Source organism: Pseudomonas sp. TMW22091, assembly GCF_022496705.1.
GTDB classification, from domain to species: Bacteria; Pseudomonadota; Gammaproteobacteria; order Pseudomonadales; family Pseudomonadaceae; genus Aquipseudomonas; species Aquipseudomonas saxonica.
Map to the genome: position 1 here is coordinate 102,143 of NZ_SCFI01000003.1, position 19,580 is coordinate 121,722.

General features: G+C 54.9%; 15 protein-coding genes. 5 read left to right on the forward strand and 10 right to left on the reverse strand.

The annotated features are described in order from the left end of the window. Positions 1 to 38 precede the first annotated feature (38 nt). Both EQV93_RS07020 and sohB read right to left on the reverse strand, forming a co-directional pair. A complete protein-coding gene (locus EQV93_RS07020) occupies positions 39 to 5,159 on the reverse strand; it encodes an NEL-type E3 ubiquitin ligase domain-containing protein (protein WP_240891226.1) in 5,121 nt (1,706 codons plus the stop codon). Positions 5,160 to 5,364: 205 nt separating this feature from the next. Next, entirely contained in the window at positions 5,365 to 6,381 is a 1,017-nt protein-coding gene (gene sohB / locus EQV93_RS07025; protein ID WP_146386204.1) for a protease SohB, read from the reverse strand. Positions 6,382 to 6,589: 208 nt separating this feature from the next. On the opposite strand from sohB, the gene EQV93_RS07030 reads away from it, so the two are divergent. The 4 genes from EQV93_RS07030 to EQV93_RS07045 all read left to right on the forward strand — a co-directional run bounded on the left by EQV93_RS07030 (position 6,590) and on the right by EQV93_RS07045 (position 9,727). Continuing rightward, entirely contained in the window at positions 6,590 to 7,300 is a 711-nt protein-coding gene (locus EQV93_RS07030) for a histidine phosphatase family protein (protein ID WP_240891227.1), read from the forward strand. A 55-nt stretch (positions 7,301 to 7,355) separates the two neighbouring features. Continuing rightward, positions 7,356 to 7,670, forward strand: coding sequence for an SCP2 sterol-binding domain-containing protein (locus EQV93_RS07035; RefSeq protein WP_146426094.1), 315 nt, complete (start codon positions 7,356 to 7,358; stop codon positions 7,668 to 7,670). Between the two features lie 197 nt (positions 7,671 to 7,867). After that, positions 7,868 to 8,935: a phosphotransferase family protein gene (locus tag EQV93_RS07040; RefSeq protein WP_240891228.1), complete on the forward strand. Its 1,068-nt coding sequence runs from the start codon at positions 7,868 to 7,870 to the stop codon at positions 8,933 to 8,935. Positions 8,936 to 8,959: 24 nt separating this feature from the next. After that, positions 8,960 to 9,727, forward strand: a complete 768-nt coding sequence (locus EQV93_RS07045) for an SDR family oxidoreductase (protein WP_240891229.1) — start codon at positions 8,960 to 8,962, stop codon at positions 9,725 to 9,727. A 21-nt stretch (positions 9,728 to 9,748) separates the two neighbouring features. Here the strand turns inward: EQV93_RS07045 and EQV93_RS07050 are convergent, their stop codons facing one another. The 4 genes from EQV93_RS07050 to EQV93_RS07065 all read right to left on the reverse strand — a co-directional run bounded on the left by EQV93_RS07050 (position 9,749) and on the right by EQV93_RS07065 (position 13,768). Next, positions 9,749 to 10,984 (reverse strand): M20/M25/M40 family metallo-hydrolase, encoded by a 1,236-nt coding sequence (locus tag EQV93_RS07050; protein WP_240891230.1) that lies wholly within the window; start codon positions 10,982 to 10,984, stop codon positions 9,749 to 9,751. 209 nt (positions 10,985 to 11,193) lie between these two features. Then, positions 11,194 to 11,490, reverse strand: coding sequence for an RcnB family protein (locus tag EQV93_RS07055; protein WP_233609123.1), 297 nt, complete (start codon positions 11,488 to 11,490; stop codon positions 11,194 to 11,196). 127 nt (positions 11,491 to 11,617) lie between these two features. Continuing rightward, the gene (locus tag EQV93_RS07060; protein WP_240891231.1) at positions 11,618 to 12,649 is read right to left on the reverse strand and encodes a DNA topoisomerase IB; all 1,032 of its coding nucleotides are present in this window, start codon (positions 12,647 to 12,649) and stop codon (positions 11,618 to 11,620) included. A gap of 162 nt (positions 12,650 to 12,811) precedes the next feature. Beyond that, positions 12,812 to 13,768, reverse strand: a complete 957-nt coding sequence (locus EQV93_RS07065) for an AraC family transcriptional regulator (protein WP_240891232.1) — start codon at positions 13,766 to 13,768, stop codon at positions 12,812 to 12,814. A gap of 190 nt (positions 13,769 to 13,958) precedes the next feature. On the opposite strand from EQV93_RS07065, the gene EQV93_RS07070 reads away from it, so the two are divergent. Further along, complete coding sequence (locus EQV93_RS07070; protein WP_122782677.1) at positions 13,959 to 15,293, forward strand: amidohydrolase; 1,335 nt, start codon at positions 13,959 to 13,961, stop codon at positions 15,291 to 15,293. Between the two features lie 245 nt (positions 15,294 to 15,538). On the opposite strand, the gene EQV93_RS07075 is transcribed toward EQV93_RS07070, so the two are convergent. From EQV93_RS07075 to EQV93_RS07090, 4 genes are all read right to left on the reverse strand, one after another. Continuing rightward, positions 15,539 to 17,317: a putative bifunctional diguanylate cyclase/phosphodiesterase gene (locus EQV93_RS07075; protein ID WP_240891233.1), complete on the reverse strand. Its 1,779-nt coding sequence runs from the start codon at positions 17,315 to 17,317 to the stop codon at positions 15,539 to 15,541. Between the two features lie 190 nt (positions 17,318 to 17,507). Then, positions 17,508 to 17,702 (reverse strand): hypothetical protein, encoded by a 195-nt coding sequence (locus EQV93_RS07080; protein ID WP_146426087.1) that lies wholly within the window; start codon positions 17,700 to 17,702, stop codon positions 17,508 to 17,510. A gap of 102 nt (positions 17,703 to 17,804) precedes the next feature. Beyond that, the gene (umuC, locus tag EQV93_RS07085; RefSeq protein WP_240891234.1) at positions 17,805 to 19,079 is read right to left on the reverse strand and encodes a translesion error-prone DNA polymerase V subunit UmuC; all 1,275 of its coding nucleotides are present in this window, start codon (positions 19,077 to 19,079) and stop codon (positions 17,805 to 17,807) included. Continuing rightward, positions 19,069 to 19,497, reverse strand: a complete 429-nt coding sequence (locus EQV93_RS07090; RefSeq protein WP_122782673.1) for a LexA family protein — start codon at positions 19,495 to 19,497, stop codon at positions 19,069 to 19,071. The genes umuC and EQV93_RS07090 overlap by 11 nt, the downstream gene beginning before the upstream one ends. Between the last annotated feature and the right edge of the window lie 83 nt (positions 19,498 to 19,580).

The window sequence follows — 19,580 nt, forward strand, 5'->3', positions numbered from 1 at the left end:
TTGAAAGGTTCTGGGTCGGATGATCCAGAACCTTTCACTTAATTCCCTGCCTGAGCCTCAGCCTCATTTACGGCCCCTGCCAATGGATGCGCCTGCAGTTCTGAGGTGGTCAACCTGGTAATCAGCGCCTGCCTGGCTTGATTACGCTCTTCTCTGATCGCATTCAAACTCTCAAGATAGGCGCCGTTAGATTGGCCCTGCCGCTGCGAAAACAAAACATCCAGACGCTGTGCAAAAGGTTCGTCAGACAGACTGAAGGCCTCTGGGTATTTTTTCTCTAAGAATTCGTACCAAAAGTCTCGTGTTTCAATTGAAGCTTTCAATGCCGAAGGTGTTTCCTGACGCGCGACAGACGCACGGGCGGTTTCAACCTCGGCCTGCGTCACTTGGGCAATTTGTGCAAAACGCATGCTGGTTGGCCGCGCGGGCAAGTCCAGAGGATTGGCCAACTGGATGTGGTAATACATTTGTATCTCCAGCGGGTCGTGTCGGGCCAACCTGCTGCGCAATCCTGCTGCACTGAGTAACGGCGCCAATCTCAGGGCCTCGGGTGTGCCCAATCGATAGGCAACACCTTGTTGTTCTTCAGCACTCATTTCACGCAAGGGAGTGGGCGCAAAGTCAGGGCTTGCGGCATCAACAAGTGCTTGCAGTTGCTCAACGTACTCCTGTTGCTCGGCGAGGATGACTGCATGACGAGCATTGATCACCTCTGTGACATGCTTATCGAGCAACTCCAGGCGAAAGAGCCCACGTGCCAATTTCAAGAGTTCTTCTTCTGTACCGGACTGACGCAAAGCAGTACTTACGTGACGCTGCAACTCCAGGCTGGCGAACGTCATTGCGCTCCCATCACGGCAGGTTCGCGGGTTAGCTGCAATGTCGAATGACCGGCGCCGCAACTCGCTGTTTTCATGCATGGCTGTGAGCATTGTCCAGACACGCTCGGTGAGATCATCCTGAGTTCGCAAAAACTGCTCAGATTCACTCATATCCTCCAGCACCCGAAAAAACGATCTTGATTGCCTCAAGCTCGATAAATCATTCCAAATTCGCGTTTGATCAAGTGTCGGCTGGCGAGCCCAGTGCAGTATGCCTCTGGCCGACCTCGCATGCGTATGAAGCACTTCAACACCTAAATTGATGCCCTGTTCACGCCGATAAATATCAAGACGGCGAATCGAATCGGCATTCAATGGGTTGTCATGCAGGTTAGTCACACGATTGATTACAGCTCTTTGAGGCGTCAATACTTCGCTGGGTATATGAATAATTGCGTTATCTCGCAAATCCAGAACCTGTAAACGCGTGAGATTTTCCACACCTTCAGGCCATTCACTGATCTGGGTATGCCGCAGTCGCAAGGCCTCCAGATCCGGTAGTTGGCCCACTGAAATTCGTCGCCCCAGTGGATTGCCCGTCAGGTTCAGCGATTTAAGTTTGTTCAGCCCTGACAACATCGTGACGGCATCAGAACTCAATGCTACCTGGTTACCTTGAAGATTCAGTTCTGTGAGGTGCGCCAGCGTGGCCAGTGATAAGGGTAATTCGCGCAGGTGATTATTTTCGAGCGACAGCACGCGCAAGTTGGGAAAGCGTTGCAGAAAATGAAATGGCAGGTTGCCGCTGGGAGAGTCGGCCAATCGCAGGGCACTTATATGGCTGAAATCGGCTGACAACACCGGCAAGCTATCGACAGACCAACTATTGAGATCGAGTACATGCCCGACATGATCGCCAAAATTGATCGTGGGCGTTTGCCGTCTCCAGGCCAGTATCAATCGCTGGCCAATTGCACGTTTTTCAGCAGCGGACATGAGCACCCTGGGGCCTGTGTGTGGCTGACTCCAAACAGGGCCTGAGGCCCACTGTTCGAGGTCGATGCGCAAGGTCTGTAATTGAGTCTTGAGCGCCGCGAGGGCCCGGGTTGCCAGAGCCGGACTGAGCCGCAAGTGGTATAAAAACTGCCCTGCTTGAACCTCAGTCATCAAGGGATAAAGCTCCAGCACAAGATTCTTGAGTAACCGTGATTTGTTTTCATCCACAAGATGCCCCGAGCGGCCACCCAAGGTGTAGCCTATACGACCATCCGCCAGGCGCATGGGGGGTTTTAACCAGGGCTTTATCGTCTGCAAGCCTAGCTTTTGGGCGCTATTGATGCGCTCATGAGCGGCCAGTGTGGCCACTTTATGGGCAAATGCCTGCCCGGCATTAGCCTCCGGCAGGCCCATGGCCGCCCGCGCCGATGGCGAAAGCGCTCTTACGACGCACTTCAAGAGTTGAGGGCTGCTGTACGTGTCTTCAGAGACAGTGCTGAAAAACTCATAATTGTCAGCGTTTTTGATAAGTTCCACTCGGTTTGGGGCTGACGCATGACCCAACCGGTCCAACTCCTGACCCGTGGTCTTGTCGCGAATCACAAGCCTCAAATTCTCTGGCCAGCCCGGCAAACGTTGCATGGTGTGCCAAGCCAGCTTTTGAGTATCAACATTGCTCAAACCTTCAAAATAAAGCCCTTCCAGCGCGCGATTCAAACGCAAGAATTGAACATAACTGCGCGCCTCTTCCAGAACATGCAACGGCAGGCGGTTGGTTTGTTCAAGAACGGACACTTCGCCAGGTGCAAGATGACTCATCAACTCAGTCATCACAGAAACCGGCAACCCGGAGAAGTGATCCGTGATTGCATTCACATAGGGCGTGACAGGTTCGTTGGCGTGGTACAACCGGGTCACCAACCTTTGTTTTACCGTTTCAGCATGATCGCCCAATGTGCGTGCCAACAACTGAACCTGCTCGTCGACACCGACCACATCCTCGCCTAATAATTGGGCACGTTGTTCTGAAGAAAGACACTCCAGGGTTGTCTTGAGCAAGTCCCCGTTATTGATCTGTGCATCGGTTATCTGCATCCGTGGGTGCATGGCTGCAAGTTCACTGCCGTATTCTTTGACAGTCCCGCCTTTTACATCCACTACACGCAGCACCTGACCGGAAGGCCACCCTGCAAGCTCGGTCAGAAGTTCCAGTTGCAAGTCAGTATTATCAGAGCCGGTAATAACGCCTTGCTTCATCTGCAGGATAAAACGTTCGACTCTTTCGCACAGACCTGCACGCTTTATGCTATCTGCGAGTAAAGGAGGAAGGGGCAAGTTATCTGTAAACAATGCACGCAGCATGTCGTCGGTTGTATTTGAAGCCTGCAACACAGCGTCCATGGAATGGCTTGAGAGCACCTGTGCATCAGGCCCCAAACGCCTGCACAACTGCTCGCGACGCCACAGTTGAGGGTTATCCAGTTCGTGAGTCCAGGCGCCGTGATTGTTATGGTGCAGTTTTGGGGTGTAGGCTTGGGGATCATTGGGGTGCTGGATATAGCTCTGTGTACTGAGGGGATCTGCCTTGATCCTGTAAACCTTGCCCTCCAGATTGATATATGACTGCCCTTCAAAAAAATACACGCCTTGAGCATCCGGTTTGATACCCCCAAGCGATATGTTTCTCACCTCATAGGGCTTCAAGTCCGGCACCCACAACCGCTTATGTCCTTGTACTGTCGTCACAGGTATTAATCCATCCACCACCGCAGAAGGCTTCAACGCTTTAGCCGCGCCAGCCGTACCCGCTGCCAAGGCCAGGTTCTGGACGATATCAAACAGGTACTCAAGTGCCTGTACACGATCACCCCGCCGCCAGGCCTTGATGCCTTCGTACACTTCGGTCCCCAGTTGAGCCACACTGACGGCCAATAACACCTCACCCAGTATGGGTACAAAACCCAGAGCGATACCGAGCAAACTGACGCCTAGGTTTAAATACGATGCCAAACGGGTAACACGGCTTTTAGTGTCTTCATCGTCTGTAGGTACGACTAATACGCGCGCATCATCCTTCATTTGCTCAAGTTGCAAGCGCCAGGCGACTTCAAATGGCGGTTGTGATTGAGGAATATGTTGAGTCTCTAGAAACAATGCCGGTTCATCGATGATGGGCGGCCGTCGAATCAACAGCGAATCCAGTGTCAGGTTTTTGGTGTCGATTCTGCGCATGAATTCGCTACGATGGCGCAAAGGCACAAGCCTTGCGAAGTAACGCGTGAAACCGGGTTCCTGGAGCCACTCTCGCAATTGCTCCTTGAAGGCCGTGAACGTTTGAAATAAATGAAATGACTGGCCGGGGGCCTGCGGCAAGTACACCAGGCAGCGTTGCACCTGTGCGATGGGTTTGCGTTCCGGCCACATCACAATTATTCCGGGAACTTCAAAGCCCATTATTTTTAAAGTACTGTGCCGGGGATGGCCTTGCGCAGCAGAAATTTTCGTAAGGGCCAGCAAATCAACCATAAACATATAGTTCGTCGGACTCATTTGCTTCTTCATGTAGGCAAGATGCAATGCTGACGCAAACATATGTTGTTGATTCAAGCTGAACAGGTAATTTAGTTTATAACGTGTCGACCTTGGGTCATCACTGGGCCATCGATCATCGGGTGGGGCAAAAATATTACTCAGGTGAGTTTGATACTGTTGACCCAAATCCAGATTGCGACAAATCCTGGCAAATACCTCTGGTTTCAGAGATGAAGCAATGCGCGCAGAAGCGCCCTCTACTTTATAAATCAATGATCCCTGGGCAAAACCATTTACCTCGGTCTGTACGGCCTCAAAATTTTGCATGGCTGCCTGTAGCAGACTTTGATGTGTAATGCTCGATACGATATTAACTTCCAGACTTTGGGGTACCAATAAGTCAGGTAACAGCAACCGGATGAGCGTGTCAGCCAGCTTGAACTGTTGCTGACTCAAAAAAACCAGCAAATTGTTCAGCAGGTGAACTTCTTTAAGACCATGCGCTCGAGGTGTTATAGCCCCCCACCCGTGTGCAGCCAATGCCGAATTCAATAACGGCTCGCAAAAAATTTCAATGGGCTTTATTTGCGACAAAACTTGCGAGACAGCCTGCTGAGTGACTTGCCCCTGCCTGATACTTTCACGCAATGCTTCACGAACAAACGAGGGCGCATCCTTGAACCACGATGGCAGCAGGGGCGCAATAAAGAGTTCATGCAGATTAGTGGCCTCTGTATTGGCCAGTTCCTGCACACTGAGTGTTTTAGATGCGGTGGAATCCGCTTCTAGTGCCTCTACAGGATTTTCCATAAAACAAACCTGAGTTATTCATAGAAGCATTAGCTTATAGTCATAACCCAGACTGATTGAGTCAATTAGTTGATCAGTCACATGCCTATTCAAGCAAGCATATAACGTTAGAAAACAAACATGTACCGCACAAAATAAACACGTAAACAAGTTACTTGCCAACAGCCCCTGGCGAGACATCACTGTCGCGCCAGGGAGTGGCTTGTCAGAAAAACCGCTGAGTCAGACGGCGCCATACCGAATCAATTACGTGTTCAGCCGAGGTGCTTGCCGCGAGCCCGACACGCTCTTGCAGACTTTTACGCTGCGCGTAGTGCACGTGATAGAGATGAGCGTTTTTAGCGCGTTCAGACAGGTATTCATCACTGGTTTTCAGCTCATCAACCAATTGTTTTTCAACTGCGGCCACGCCCAGCCAGACCTCGCCAGTGGCCACTTCGTCAATCGCCAGTTGCGGGCGGTATTTGGCGACAAAATTCTTGAACAACTGATGGGTAATGTCCAAATCCTGCTGAAACTTCTCCCGGCCCTTCTCGGTGTTTTCGCCAAACACTGTCAACGTCCGTTTGTACTCACCCGCCGTCAGCACTTCATAATCAATGTCATGCTTTTTAAGCAGACGATGCACATTCGGCAACTGCGCCACAACGCCAATGGAACCGAGAATCGCAAAAGGTGCGCTAATAATTTTTTGCCCAATGCAGGCCATCATATAGCCGCCACTGGCAGCCACTTTGTCGATGCAGATCGTCAGCGGAATACCCGCTTGGCGGATACGCGCCAGTTGCGACGAGGCCAGACCATAGCTGTGAACCATGCCGCCACCACTTTCCAGGCGCAGCACCACTTCATCAGCGGGTGTGGCGAGGGTCAACAAGGCTGTGATTTCATGGCGCAAACTTTCAGTAGCAGACGCTTTGATGTCACCGTCGAAATCCAGCACAAAAACCCGGGGTTTATCTTCCGGTTGTTTTTTCAACTTTTTATCAGTCTTGGCCTGTTGCTTATGCAAAGACTTGAGTTGAGCTTTTGACAATAAGGTCTGTTCGAGTTTGTCGCGCAGCCCTTTGTAAAACTCATTCATCTTGTTGACCTGCAACTGCCCGGTCGTGCGACGGCCTCTACCACGCAATGCGGCGACAGTGACCAGCACCACCACAATGGCGATTACCAGGGTTACGGTTTTAGCCAAAAAACTGGCGTAATCGGCAAGAAATTCCACAGCCTCTCCTTAAATTTCTGAGTGGCCCTGAGTTCGGGCCGCGTAATGTTGCCCAGCATACCGACGCGACCTTCGACCTGCCAGCCACGAAACACAATGCCCAGCACGCCCATACGGACGATTCAAACGAGCGTATGTTTTTTCATTGACAGGTTCTTGCCTACCTCCTAACCTCGCCAGACTTTCAGCGTACCGGGATAAAGCGGACGTGGGCAGCATCTATCTGATCAGACATGGCCAAGCCTCATTCGGTGCAGACGACTATGACGTCCTGTCGCCTCTGGGGGTGCGCCAGGCTCAAATCACCGGCCAACATCTGGTTGATCTTGGTGTGCGTTTTGATCGCTGCCTGTCGGGTGATCTGCTACGCCAACAAGATACCGCCCAGCATGCGCTGGCCCAGTTAACTGCCGCAGGACTCACTGCGCCGGAACTGGAAATAGACCCGGCGTTCAATGAGTTCGATGCCTTCGCGGTGCTTGATGCGTTGCTTCCGGGCCTCTTGCCACAAGAACCAGAAGCCCTGAACACGCTGAAAAATGCCGCGCATGATCCGGAAGAATTCCAGCGCATCTTTGATCTGATCATTGCGCGCTGGATCAGCGGCACTTACGACACCCCGCAGCTAGAAAGCTGGCTGGGGTTTGTCGAGCGTGTGCAAGGAGGCCTGAACCGTGTTCTCGACCTCGCCAGCCATCATCAAAACATTGCCGTGTTCACTTCTGGCGGCAGCATCACTGCCCTGCTCCACTTGCTGACCCAAATTCCTGCCAGCGAGGCCTTCAAGCTGACCTGGCAAATTGTTAATACCTCGCTTAGCCAACTCAAGTTTCGTGGCCGCGAGGTCACTCTGGCTTCCTTTAACAGTCATGTGCATTTACAACTGTTGAAGATGCCATCGCTGATCACTTACCGATGAGCGCTGGCAACCGTGACCTGCGGGTCGCAGTAACTCACCCTAAAAGGATCGAACCATGACTTCTGTAGCTGATGCCGTTCAAGCAATGAAAGCCAAATTCAACCCAGCCGCTGCTGAGGGCCTGGATCTGGTATTTGGTTTTCGCATTGATGACACCAAAAACTTCTCGTTGATTGTTAAAGACAAAACCTGCGAGCTGCAAGAAGGCGAAAACCCGGATGCCCAAGTGACGCTGGTCATGGACGGCGAAACGCTGGAAGGCATCGTCAGCGGCGAGACCGATGGCATGCAAGCCTTCATGGGCGGCAAGCTGCGCGCTGAAGGCGACATGATGCTGGCCATGAAACTCAGCGAACTGTTCCCGTCGTAAGCTATACGCCACACTGAAAACCGAAGCCCACGCGCTTCGGTTTTTTTTGCACTGCGTTTCGCTCAAGGGTTATCAAGATCGCTGATTGCCTGCTAACTACCGTGTCTATAAAGGCCGAGACTGGCTTGTAGCTGCACTAAGCGCCTATTAAATTAGCCCATGTTGTCCGGCCCCAACTATAAGTAGAAGAGATAATCATGGCGCTCACCGACTCATCCACCCGTATCCGCACCGGAGAAGAACTTGATGCCGGCGCAGTCGATGGCTATCTCAAAACGAAGGTGCCAGGTCTGACCGGCAAGCCCGTGATCAGCCAATTCCCGGGCGGAGCCTCCAATCTGACCTACCTGATCGAATACCCCGGTATAGAGCTGGTTCTGCGCCGCCCGCCCTTTGGGCATAAAGCCAAATCGGCTCACGACATGGGTCGCGAATACCGCATCATCAACCAGCTCAAGTCGGCCTTTCCCTATTGCCCGGGCACCTATTCCCACTGCACTGACGAATCGGTCATCGGCAGCGAGTTCTATGTCATGGAGCGCGTTAAAGGGATCATCCTGCGCTCAGATCTGCCACCCGAACTGAACTTCACCGTTGAAGGCACGCGTACGCTTTGCCACAGCTTTATCGACAAGCTGGTTGAACTGCACAAGGTCGACTACAACGCCTGCGGTCTGGGCGACTTGGGTAAACCGCAGGGCTATGTGCAAAGACAGATTAGTGGCTGGTGCGAACGGTACGATAAAGCCTTGACCCCGGATGCACCGCACTGGCAACTCGTCAAGGACTGGCTAAAGGCCAATATGCCAGGCGACTCCCCTGCTCCGAGCCTTGTTCATAACGACTACCGCTTTGATAACGTGATGCTTGATCCCGCCGATCCCATGAAGATCATCGGCGTTCTGGACTGGGAACTGACGACCCTAGGCGACCCTCTGATGGATCTGGGCAATAGCCTGGCCTATTGGATCGAGGCGGACGATCCCGCGCCCGTGCAACTAATGCGCCGCCAGCCAAGCCATGCACCCGGCATGCTGACACGCCGCGAATGGGTCGACTATTACGCTGAACGCTCCGGGATACAGATCGACAATTTCGATTTTTACTACACCTATGGGCTGTTCCGCCTGGCCGGTATCGTTCAGCAGATCTACTTTCGCTACTACCACGGCCAAACCCGGGATAAACGGTTTGCAGGGTTCGTAAAAATGAATCAATTGCTGGAGCACATGAGCCTCAAGGTCATTGCCCAGTCCAGTCTTTAATGACGCCATCTGCAAGGAATCAGCATGACCAAGACTCAACTGTTCGACCTCGATGGCAAAATTGCATTTGTTTCGGGTGCCAGTCGCGGCATCGGTGAAGCCATCGCCAAACTGCTGGCCCAGCAAGGCGCCCACGTGATTGTTTCCAGTCGCAAGCTCGAAGGTTGCCAACCAGTCGCCGATGCAATCATCGCCAAAGGCGGTAAAGCCACTGCCATTGCCTGTCACATTGGCGAGATGGAGCAGATCATCCAGACGTTTGCCCACATTCGCGAAGCGTTCGGTCGCCTGGACATATTGGTCAACAACGCCGCCACCAACCCGCAGTTCTGCCATGTACTGGACACCGACTTGAGTGCATTCCAGAAAACGGTTGATGTGAACATTCGCGGTTATTTCTTCATGTCGGTGGAAGCCGGCAAGCTGATGCGCACCCACGGTGGCGGCAGCATTATCAACGTCGCGTCAATCAACGGCGTATCCCCGGGTGAATACCAGGGTGTCTATTCGATGACCAAAGCAGCCGTGATCAACATGACCAAAGTGTTCGCCAAAGAGTGTGCGGCGTTCGGTATCCGCTGCAACGCCTTGTTGCCAGGCCTGACTGACACTAAATTTGCCTCAGCGCTGGTCAGCAATGACGCCATCTTGCAGACCGCACTGCAACATATCCCGCTTAAGCGCGTGGCCGCTCCCAGCGAAATGGCTGGGGCGGTGCTGTACCTGGCCAGTGATGCCTCCACTTACACCACCGGTGTTGCATTGAATGTGGATGGCGGCTTTTTGTCATAACACCTGCAGAACACAGCAAGCTTACTGCGACAACTCCCTGATCATGGCCACGGTCAGGTACAGCCGTGGAGCTACGCTGCCGAGTTCAATGTATTCGTTGTCCGCATGCAAACCCGCCCCCACGACGCCCATGGTTTCCAGCACCGCCGGTTTGGCACTGCCCGGTACGTAGGCGTAGCCGGCGTCCGTGCCAAAACGCATGGCGATAGGCTCAATGGTTTTATCGATCTGGCCATAAAGCTGCCGGGCGGTTTTGGCCAAACTTTCGGAACCCTCATTTTTCGCCAGCGGCGGCCTGCCTTTATTCAAGGTGAGGGTGATCTGTGTGTCCGGGATCAGGCTGTTTTTGGAAATACGCTCGGCGTCGGCCATCACTCGGGCATTCTCGCTGACGTCCGAGTAGCGCATATCCGCCTCAGCGGTTGCCAGATCTGGAATGATGTTGGCTTTCTCACCTGCTTTGGCCAGGGTCCAGTTGACAGTGGTGCCTTTGGCCGGGTCACCCAGGTCCTTGAGTTGGATAATCTGATGGCTCAACTCAGTGAGGGCATTGCGGCCGTTCTCGGGTGCGGAACCGGCATGTGAGGAGCGGCCCTTGACCTCCAGTTTGACCTGATTGATCCCGTTGGTGGCCACTGTCACCGCGTCTGTATCGGGTGGCTCGTAAGAAAAAACGTAATCATGTTTGCGCGCCAGCTCGGCGATGATGCTTTTCGATCCGGCCGAGCCCATCTCTTCATCCGGGTTGAAGAGCACGGTTAGCGTACCGTAGCCTTTGAACTGTTGGTCCTGAAGCAGCTTGATCGCGTGCAGGATCATCGCAACTCCGCCCTTGGCATCGGCAACACCAGGGCCGTATGCACGGTCGCCCTCTGTGCGGAACGGTCGTTTAGCCACGGTGCCGGGGCCAAAAACGGTGTCGTAGTGCACCATCAGCAAGAAGTCTTTAGTGCCTGTACCTTTAAAGGTGCCGATGATGTTATTGCCCGCCGAAGGCGTGGCCGGGCGGGTTTCAACCTTGGCCCCCAGATCGGTAAGGCGCTTGACCAGCAGTGCGCTGATTTGCTCAAGCCCCTCTTGGGTGCCTGTACCGGTATCGACCGACACCAGCGTTTTCAAGGTTTGCAGATAAGCCGGTTGCTCGGCTTGTGCTTGGGAGAGCAGTTGTTGGGGAGCACTCTCAGCGGCGTGAGTGGTTGCACTGGCACATAGCCCCAGCAGAGTGGCTGTGGCGATGCTTATGTGTGACAACTGCATAAGAAAGAGGCCTCGGTCCATGACAGGAAAGTAGCGTCTACCACGCTCGTACAATTGAACAGGTAGAGCCCCAGACTAGTCCGGTCTCATGTCGCTGTGGGTAACCGATTGCCAAAACCGCGACAGGTCTCACAAAACGATCCCTGCAGCGTTAGAGTCGCCTTGCCTGGCAAAGCGGATCGTATGGGGGCGATCCGCCGAGCCTCAGTTTACTCGCTGACTACTTTCCCATTCTTGGCGCGGATTTCCTTGATCACATTATTGACCCCGTTGACCAATACGTAATGGTTGTCTATTTGCACCCATTGTTCGTCTTTAACCGGTTCGGTCAGATTTTTGGATTTCCAGTCTTTTATCGCTGCTTTATCACGAATAAATTGATCCGGAGCCTTGTCACCGACCCCGTAGCAACTGAATTTGTCCATCGACTTCACCAGTATCTGATCGGCTTTGCAGTCGCTGGGGGCTTCATTGGCGGCTTGAGCTGCAAAGGGTGCGGCGCACATTAAACACGCCATTATTGATGCAGAAATAACATTGCGCATAATCACCTCGTCTTGGTTACCGGCCACGAGGCCGGCGATTTACTACAGACACAATGGACAATTCAGGTAGCCGGATCGTTCCATTTCTTTAAGCAGACCCAGAAGGTTGGTCGGCAGCGATCATTTGCTCAAGAAACATGGCCAGCGCCACTTCCTCAGCCTTCAAGCCCTTGCGAACACGCGGTCGTGGCAGCTTGGCCAAGTGCCCCGCTGCAAAACCGTCCAATACGGCCGGATGGATATAGCACTTGCGGCAAACCGCCGGCGTATTGCCTAACTGTTTAGCGACGCTTTTAACCATGTCGACCACATGCCGCTTGGCATCGGATTCGGGTTGCCAGTGCAACTCGCGCAGCACTGACAAGGCCAGCGCACTGCCGGCCCAAGTGCGGTAATCCTTGGCAGTAAAGTCGGCACCTGTCAGCTCATGCAGGTAGGCATTCACATCAGAAGAACTGATTGAGTGGCGCACGCCTTCTTCGTCCAGATACTGAAACAGGCTCTGACCGGGAATTTCCAGGCAGCGTTTGATGACTCGCGCCATCCGGCGATCCTTGACCGAAATACAGTGCTCTACTCCGCTTTTGCCACGAAACTGAAATTTGATGGTCGTACCACTGACCGCAACATGGCGACTGCGCAGAGTGGTCAGGCCATACGAGCGGTTATCGCGTGCGTATTGACTGTTCCCTACGCGGATCAACGTGGCATCCAGCAAGGTGATTACCGTGGCCATCACTTTGTCGCGGCTCATGCCCGGCGTTGCCATCAGCCCGTCCAGGTGTTTGCGCAGTTTAGGCAATGCCAGGCCGAAATCTCTCAACCGCGAGTATTTGGTGGCGTCACGCACCTCACGCCAGCGCGCGTGATAGCGGTATTGCTTGCGGCCCTTGGCATCACGCCCGGTGGCTTGCAAATGGCCACGGGGGTCCGGGCAAATCCACACATCGGTATAAGCCGGTGGTACGGCCAACGCGTTGATGCGCTTGACCTGATCCGAATCGGTTATGCGGTTTCCCGAAGGATCAAAGTAGCTGAAACCCTTGCGAAGTTTCTTGCGGGTAATGCCGGGCTGCGAGTCATCAACATAATGCAGATCGGCAGGCAGCACATCGCTCATGGCGAGCCTCCTTAAAGGGCAATCATGTGCCCATAACACCATTGACCGCACGGTGTACAAGAGGTGCCCTGTGATCCATCAGCCGTGGCGTACTGTACTTTCAGCAACGAGCGCGCATGCACTGGCCAACGTATTTTGCCCGGCCCAGTCCGCATAATTCCGTCAATGTCGTCGTTTAAGCGTGCTGGAGGGCAACTCGCCAAACTGCACACGATAACTTTCAGAGAAACGCCCCAAATGTAAAAAACCATAATCAAGCGCCAGTTCAGTCAGGCTGCGAACTGTACAACTGGGATCGCTCAGGCAGGCGTGAATTCGTTCCAGCTTGCGTTGGCGTATGTAATGCAGCGGCGTCACGCCAAGTTGGCGCTCGAACAGCGTGTACAACGAACGCTGACTCATGCGGGCTTGCACCGCAAGGTCTTGAGCATTGAGTTCGTGCTTGAGATTACGCTCTATGTAATCGAGGATGCGCTCCAGGCTAACGCTCGCCGAGGCCAGGTTCTCTCGGCTGATGTTGGTCTGCATCAGGGTCAGCAATTTACTGCCGATAATCTGGGTGTAATGCTCCTGCACTTTAAGTACCGGGTCGCGGGCCTCAGACTCTTGGCACACCATGCCCAGCAAACCGAGAAAGCCTTCCAGCTCATCCAGCCGATAGTGGTTGCGCATAAAGCGCACGCCCCCAGCCGGCCGCCGCCAACGCTGTTCGTCACAGACGGCTTCGAGCAGTTTGACCGGCAGTTTGAGGATGAATTTTTCACAATCCTGCGAGTACGTCAGGTCGACCGGATCATCCGGGTTAATGACTAAAAGCTCTCCTGGCAACAAATGGTGCTCACGGGTGGGCCCGCGCCACAGGCAATTCCCGTTAAGCAGGACTTGCAAATGGAAGATGCTCTCAAGCGCAGGAGAGGTCACGCGCACGCTGCCGCCATAGCTGATGCGGCACAAATCCAGTTCGGCAAATTTACGGTGGCTCAGACTGGCCTGCGGACGGGTCGTGCGAGTCAGGCCAATACAATGTTGCCCGACATGCTGGTTCACATAGTCGGACACGGCATGGGGATCTGCGTGTCGGAACACGCTACTGCGTTCACTCAGCAGGCGGCTTTCCATCGGCAAGGCACTCAATCGATATTTTAATTATTGTGGTTGTCACGTCAGCAAGAGTACCCATGTAGCCGTTGCCATATCAATTAGCCACGCGTCCAGTGCCCGATAACCGAACACTATTATGCTGCCCACCCTTTGTCGCCGCAGCGCACCGACTTACCCTGCCACATCCAAACAACTCTAAGAGCCGCTCATGTCCAAGCGCTTTCGTGCCACGCCCCTGTCTATTGCCCTATTCGCAGCCCTGACTGCCAACCTCGCCCACGCGGCAAACTTGAACTGGGTCGACCCCGCTGTAGCCCAAGTCAATCAAGAAGTCATCGATTGGCGCCACACCCTTCATCAAAACCCTGAGTTGGGCAATATGGAGGTTAAAACAGCGGCATTGGTCGCCGACCAACTCAAGGCCTTGGGCATTGAGGTGCGCACTCAGGTGGGCAAAACCGGAGTTGTGGGCGTGCTTAAAGGCGGCCTGCCCGGCCCGGTAGTCGCCCTGCGGGCTGATATGGATGCGCTTCCTGTCAAAGAAATGACCGGCCTGCCCTACGCCAGCAACGCCACCGGTGTACGCCTGGGCAAAACCGTACCGGTGATGCACGCCTGTGGGCATGACACTCACACGGCCATGCTGCTGGGTGCAGCCAAGGTGCTGGCCCAACATCGCGATCAAGTGGCCGGCACCGTGGTCTTCCTGTTTCAACCCGCCGAAGAAGGTGCGGCAGACGTTGACGACTTCCAGACTGACACCCTGATCGGCGCACAGGCCATGATCCGTGACGGTGCGCTGGATACACCCAAGGTCGAGGCCATTTTCGGCGTGCACGTAATGGCGGGTTACCCCACGGGGCACCTGTATTACAAGGCCGGCACCGTGCTCAACAGCAGTGACGGCTTTCGCATCACCCTCAAGGGCAGGCAGACCCACGGTTCGGCCCCCTGGAGCGGCGTTGACCCGATTGTAGCCAGTGCCGCTGTGGTCAACGGCCTGCAAACGCTGGTCAGTCGTCGCGCCGATTTAACTCAAGGTATGGGCGTGATCAGTGTCGGGACCATCAACGGTGGCGCGGCCAGCAATATCATCCCCGAGACGGTGGAAATGACCGGGACTATTCGCAGCAACAGCCCGGCCATCCGCGATACCTTGCTGAAAAAAATGCCGCCACTGGTGCAAGGTATTTCTACGGCCTACGAGACCGAAGCCAATGTGCTGGTGGTCAACCATGCCCCCGTCACCACCAATGACCCTGACCTGACCCGCTCAATGGTTAAAGCACTGGAGCTGGCTGCACCGGGCAAGGTGGAGGAGTTGCCGGCGTCGCTGTCGCCCAGCGAAGATTTCTCGTACTACGCGCAAAAAGTCCCGGGGCTGTTCGTCTTTCTCGGCGCTACCCCCGCCGATCAAGACATGAGCAAAGCGCCAAACAATCACAGCCCCTACTTCACTGCCGATGACGCAACGCTGGCAACCGGCGTGAAAGCTCACGTGCAGTTTGTACTCAACTACCCGCAGCGCGATGCCACACGTTGACCTGTAGCCGCTGCCGAAGGCTGCGATCGAGCGCGAAGCGTTCGCAGAATGGGCCGCCTCGGTGCGTCAGCGCACCCCACTACCGGGCTTGAGCGTTCTGCGACGATTGCATCGTAGAACGTAGCCTCGCACTACTCGTCAACTGCTACGGCGGGCAAAACCCCTGTAGCCGCTGACGAGCTCCGCGAGGCTGCGATCGGCGGCATCGCAGCCCTCGTTCCTCGTCAGCGGTTACACACACCACGTCAGATAAAACTGCGAGGTTCACGCAGCAGCCTTTCCAGCTCCTTAGCCGGCAACGGGCGGCAGAACAGAAATCCTTGCACTTGATCGCAGCCGTTGTCGGTCAAAAACTCCAGCTGTTCGCGGGTCTCCACCCCTTCGGCAATCACTTGCAAATCAAGACTGTGCGCCAGCTCGATGATGGTTCGGGCAATGGCGGCGTCCTGAGGGTTGTGGGTCACCATTTTGATAAACGCGATGTCTATTTTCAGTTTGTCGATCGGAAAACGGCTCAGATACGCGAGGCTCGAATAGCCCGTGCCGAAGTCATCAATCGAGATCTTGACCCCGATGTCTTTCAACGCCAGCAAACTGGCAATGGTATGCGGGGTACTCACCATCAACGAGCTTTCCGTCAGCTCCAGCTCAAGCCATTGAGCTTGCACCTGATGCTCTTTAAGCGAGCGCTCAATCTCCTGGCTCAGATCGTCTTGCGCGAGTTGCAGTGCCGAGACATTGACCGCCACTTGCACCAGCCCCAAGCCTGAACGTTGCCAATCAGCGATTTGGCGGCAGGCCGTGTCGATGACCCAACGGCCTACTTTTGAAATAAGCCCCAGGCTTTCCAGAACCGGCACGAATAGCGCCGGGGAAATCGGCGCCAACCCTGGCCGGTTCCAACGCAACAACGCCTCAACGCCGCATATCTGGCCGTCACTCAGGCTAATCTTGGGCTGATAGAACAACTCGAACGCTTGTTTGTATACCGCAGCACGCAGCATGTTTTCCAGCTCTTGGCGTGCCAACGCTTCGACGTTCATTTGCAGTGTATAAAAACGGTACGTGTCCCTGCCCACCTCCTTCGCCCGGCTCAGGGCAGTACTGGCCTGCTTGACCAGATGATGGGCATCGGCCCCGTCATTGGGGAACAAGGCAATACCCAGGCTGGCCGTCATGGGCACGTCATGCCCAAGCACATCGAAGGGTTCGCGCAGCGCTTCACGGATTCGATCAACCATCTGCTGTGCGTCAGGCTGGCCTTCGCGCAGGATCAGGATCATGGCGAATTCGTCACCGTCCATGCGTCCCAGCGTGTCACTGACATTCAGGCAGTTGATCAGGCGATGACTCAACTCCACCAGCATCTGATCGACTTTGAGCGGCCCCCAATTCTCGTTGACCGGTTTGTATTCGTTGAGGCTGATCATGACCACGGCCAGGTGCCAACCTCGAAGCTCCGCCTGTGTCAGCCCCATGTGCAGGGTGGTGTAAAACAAGTTTCGATCAGGCAAGCCGGTCAGCGTGTCATAACGAGCCATTTGCAGCCGCTGCTGCTCGGACTCCAGGGCCAAACGCGCCCGTTCCTGATCAACGCGTGGGGCGCCCGGCGGCAAAGTGTGATCGCTCTGATAATCACCAAAGGCTTTAAGCCTTAACAGGTTACGCACCCTCAGCCACAGTTCGTCACTGGCCACCGGCTTATTGAGGAAGTCTTCGGCACCGGCTTCAAGCCCCAGAATGCGGGCACCGGGGTCACCCAGGCCCGAAAGCATGATGATCGGAACAGGAGCGGTAGAGGAATTGCTTTTGAGCTGGCGGGCCACTTCGTAGCCGCTCAAGCCCGGCATCATGATATCGAGCAGGATCAAATCAGGCGCTTGCTGCGCGACCTTGACCAGCGCTTCTTCGCCCGAGCGAGCTGTCACGGTCAGATAACCCTGGCTCTGCAAGGACGCTTCGAGCACTTGGAGAACATTCACATCATCATCAACGATCAACAGCGTGGCGGGCGTAGCGGACATGTAAAGCCCTCGTCTAAAAGGCTGCTGGCATAGGACGGTGGGTACTGAAACACGCGGTTTGAGTAAAGCACTCTTATAAGGATTGCACCATGCAAGCGAGCCACCGCTCTTGTCGACGCGGGCTTGCCTGCACGGTGCAATCCAGTGTTACCGGCCCATATGCTTTACAGCGTCCGCCGCAGAACCGCTATTAGCGTTGACCGCCACCGCCATAGTGTCCGCCGCCGCCACCGCCACCGCCGTAGTGCCCGCCACCACCGCCGCCATGGTCACCGCCGCCACCATGGCCATGACCACCACCGGGGGGCATAAACATCCAGCAGCCCGACAACGACGATACCGCCATCGCTACAACAAGGGCTTTCACCAAAGACTTCAACATCATTACTGCGCACTCACTTTCAACAGAAAAAACGTCGCCCTTATATCAACGCCTGCACTGCGACAGGCAAAGGTTTACCTAACTTTACAGTCCCTGAGGGGCCACTCACGAAACCCGCCATAGCTGGTCAAGCCGAGTGGTATAGCTTTGGCTCATCAATTCCCGGCGCATGCTCCATGCCGGGTTCACTGGCACACTGGCTGCTCTCAACGTGCCCCGCCCCCAGCGCCCATTAATTTCATCCAGCACTGCCATTACTCGCGTGGCCTCCGCTGGCTGGTTCACGGCAAACAGGTCATCCGAAAACTCGCCGGGCTGGCGCAGGTCGAGCAACATCACCTCAGCCTTGCTGTATTTGAAACCCGGCCGAAAGACGCTATCCACCGCATCCACCGCCACTTTCGTCAGCAACCGCACGTCATCCGTGGGGTATGGCAACGTCACCACGACACCCTGAGCATATTTGGCTTCGTCGGGGTTAAACATGCCGGTGCGGATACTGACCCTCACCTTGCGGCAATAAGACTGCTGCGCACGGAGTTTTTCCGAAGCGCGCATCATGTACGTCGCCACGGCCTCTTTAATGGGCGCCACCGTGGTCAAGCGTTTTCCAAACATGCGACTGCAACAGATCTCCTGCTTGGGCGGATCGGGTTCGTCCAGCTCCAGGCAAGGGGTGCCGGCCAACTCCCGGGCCGTTTTCTCAATGACGACGCTGAACTTCTTGCGCAACATCCACGGATCAGCGCTCGCCAGGTCCATCGCCGTACTGATGCCCATGCCTTGCAAGTGAACGGTCATGCGTCGCCCTATCCCCCACACCTCGCTCACCGCCGTATTGCGCAACACCCAATGGCGCTGAAACTCGGTGCACAGGTTGACCACGCCGCCGGTCTGCGACTGCAACCGCTTGGCCGTATGATTGGCCAGTTTGGCCAGGGTTTTGGTATGGGCAATTCCCACCCCTACCGGAATGCCCGTGCGTTGCACAAGGATGTGACGCAAGTGACGGCCCAGTGCATTGACATCGTCAATGCCGGTCAAGTCAGCAAAGCATTCATCGATGCTGTAGACCTCCACGGCAGGCACAAGCGACTCGATCACGCTCATCACCCGCTCACTCATATCGCCATACAGCGCATAGTTCGAGGAAAACGCCACAATGCCCAGTTGCGCCAGCCGGTCTTTGATTTGAAAGTACGGCTCGCCCATTTTGATATGGGGCTTGGCATCATAGCTGCGGGCAATCACACAACCGTCGTTATTGCTCAACACCACAATCGGGGTTTTGGCCAGATCGGGACGAAACACCCGCTCGCAACTGGCATAAAAACTGTTGCAGTCGATCAGGGCAAACACCGGCGGTGCCTTAATGCCCATGGCTGCGCACGCTGTAGGTAATGACCCCCCAAATCGACAGGTCGTCGCCTTCCATCACATGGCGGTCCGGGTATCTGGGGTTCTCCGAGCATAATATGACGCTCTTGCCGCGCAGGCACAGGCGCTTGCACAGCGGATCATTATTGAGCAGCGCCACGACGACATGCCCATGTGCCGGCTCGATTGAGCGATCAACCACCGCCAGATCACCGGCAAAAATACCCACCCCCTGCATGCTGTCACCATCGATGGTCACCAGATAGACATGCGGGGCTCGAACGTTCAGCACCTCATCCAGCGAGATCTGCTTCTCCATATGATCTGTCGCGGGCGATGGAAACCCGGCAGGAATCTTGAACGCACACAGCGGCAAGCGAATCCCCCCACTTGCAAGGGGACCCAAAAGAGTGAAGCCCATGATACGCGCCCTCCAGTTAACTGTATGAATATACAGTTAACTTTGTAGGACGCATCCGGTCAATTCTTCTGACAGATGTTTCT

What these genes read in the sequence shown, in the direction of transcription:
- EQV93_RS07020 (WP_240891226.1), bottom strand. Translation starts at nt 5,159, where the DNA reads ATGGAAAATCCTGTAGAGGCACTAGAAGCGGATTCCACCGCATCTAAA.
- EQV93_RS07035 (WP_146426094.1), top strand. Translation starts at nt 7,356, where the DNA reads ATGACTTCTGTAGCTGATGCCGTTCAAGCAATGAAAGCCAAATTCAAC.
- EQV93_RS07040 (WP_240891228.1), top strand. Translation starts at nt 7,868, where the DNA reads ATGGCGCTCACCGACTCATCCACCCGTATCCGCACCGGAGAAGAACTT.
- EQV93_RS07045 (WP_240891229.1), top strand. Translation starts at nt 8,960, where the DNA reads ATGACCAAGACTCAACTGTTCGACCTCGATGGCAAAATTGCATTTGTT.
- EQV93_RS07050 (WP_240891230.1), bottom strand. Translation starts at nt 10,984, where the DNA reads ATGCAGTTGTCACACATAAGCATCGCCACAGCCACTCTGCTGGGGCTA.
- EQV93_RS07055 (WP_233609123.1), bottom strand. Translation starts at nt 11,490, where the DNA reads ATGTGCGCCGCACCCTTTGCAGCTCAAGCCGCCAATGAAGCCCCCAGC.
- EQV93_RS07060 (WP_240891231.1), bottom strand. Translation starts at nt 12,649, where the DNA reads ATGAGCGATGTGCTGCCTGCCGATCTGCATTATGTTGATGACTCGCAG.
- EQV93_RS07065 (WP_240891232.1), bottom strand. Translation starts at nt 13,768, where the DNA reads ATGGAAAGCCGCCTGCTGAGTGAACGCAGTAGCGTGTTCCGACACGCA.
- EQV93_RS07070 (WP_122782677.1), top strand. Translation starts at nt 13,959, where the DNA reads ATGTCCAAGCGCTTTCGTGCCACGCCCCTGTCTATTGCCCTATTCGCA.
- EQV93_RS07075 (WP_240891233.1), bottom strand. Translation starts at nt 17,317, where the DNA reads ATGTCCGCTACGCCCGCCACGCTGTTGATCGTTGATGATGATGTGAAT.
- EQV93_RS07080 (WP_146426087.1), bottom strand. Translation starts at nt 17,702, where the DNA reads ATGATGTTGAAGTCTTTGGTGAAAGCCCTTGTTGTAGCGATGGCGGTA.
- umuC (WP_240891234.1), bottom strand. Translation starts at nt 19,079, where the DNA reads ATGGGCATTAAGGCACCGCCGGTGTTTGCCCTGATCGACTGCAACAGT.
- EQV93_RS07090 (WP_122782673.1), bottom strand. Translation starts at nt 19,497, where the DNA reads ATGGGCTTCACTCTTTTGGGTCCCCTTGCAAGTGGGGGGATTCGCTTG.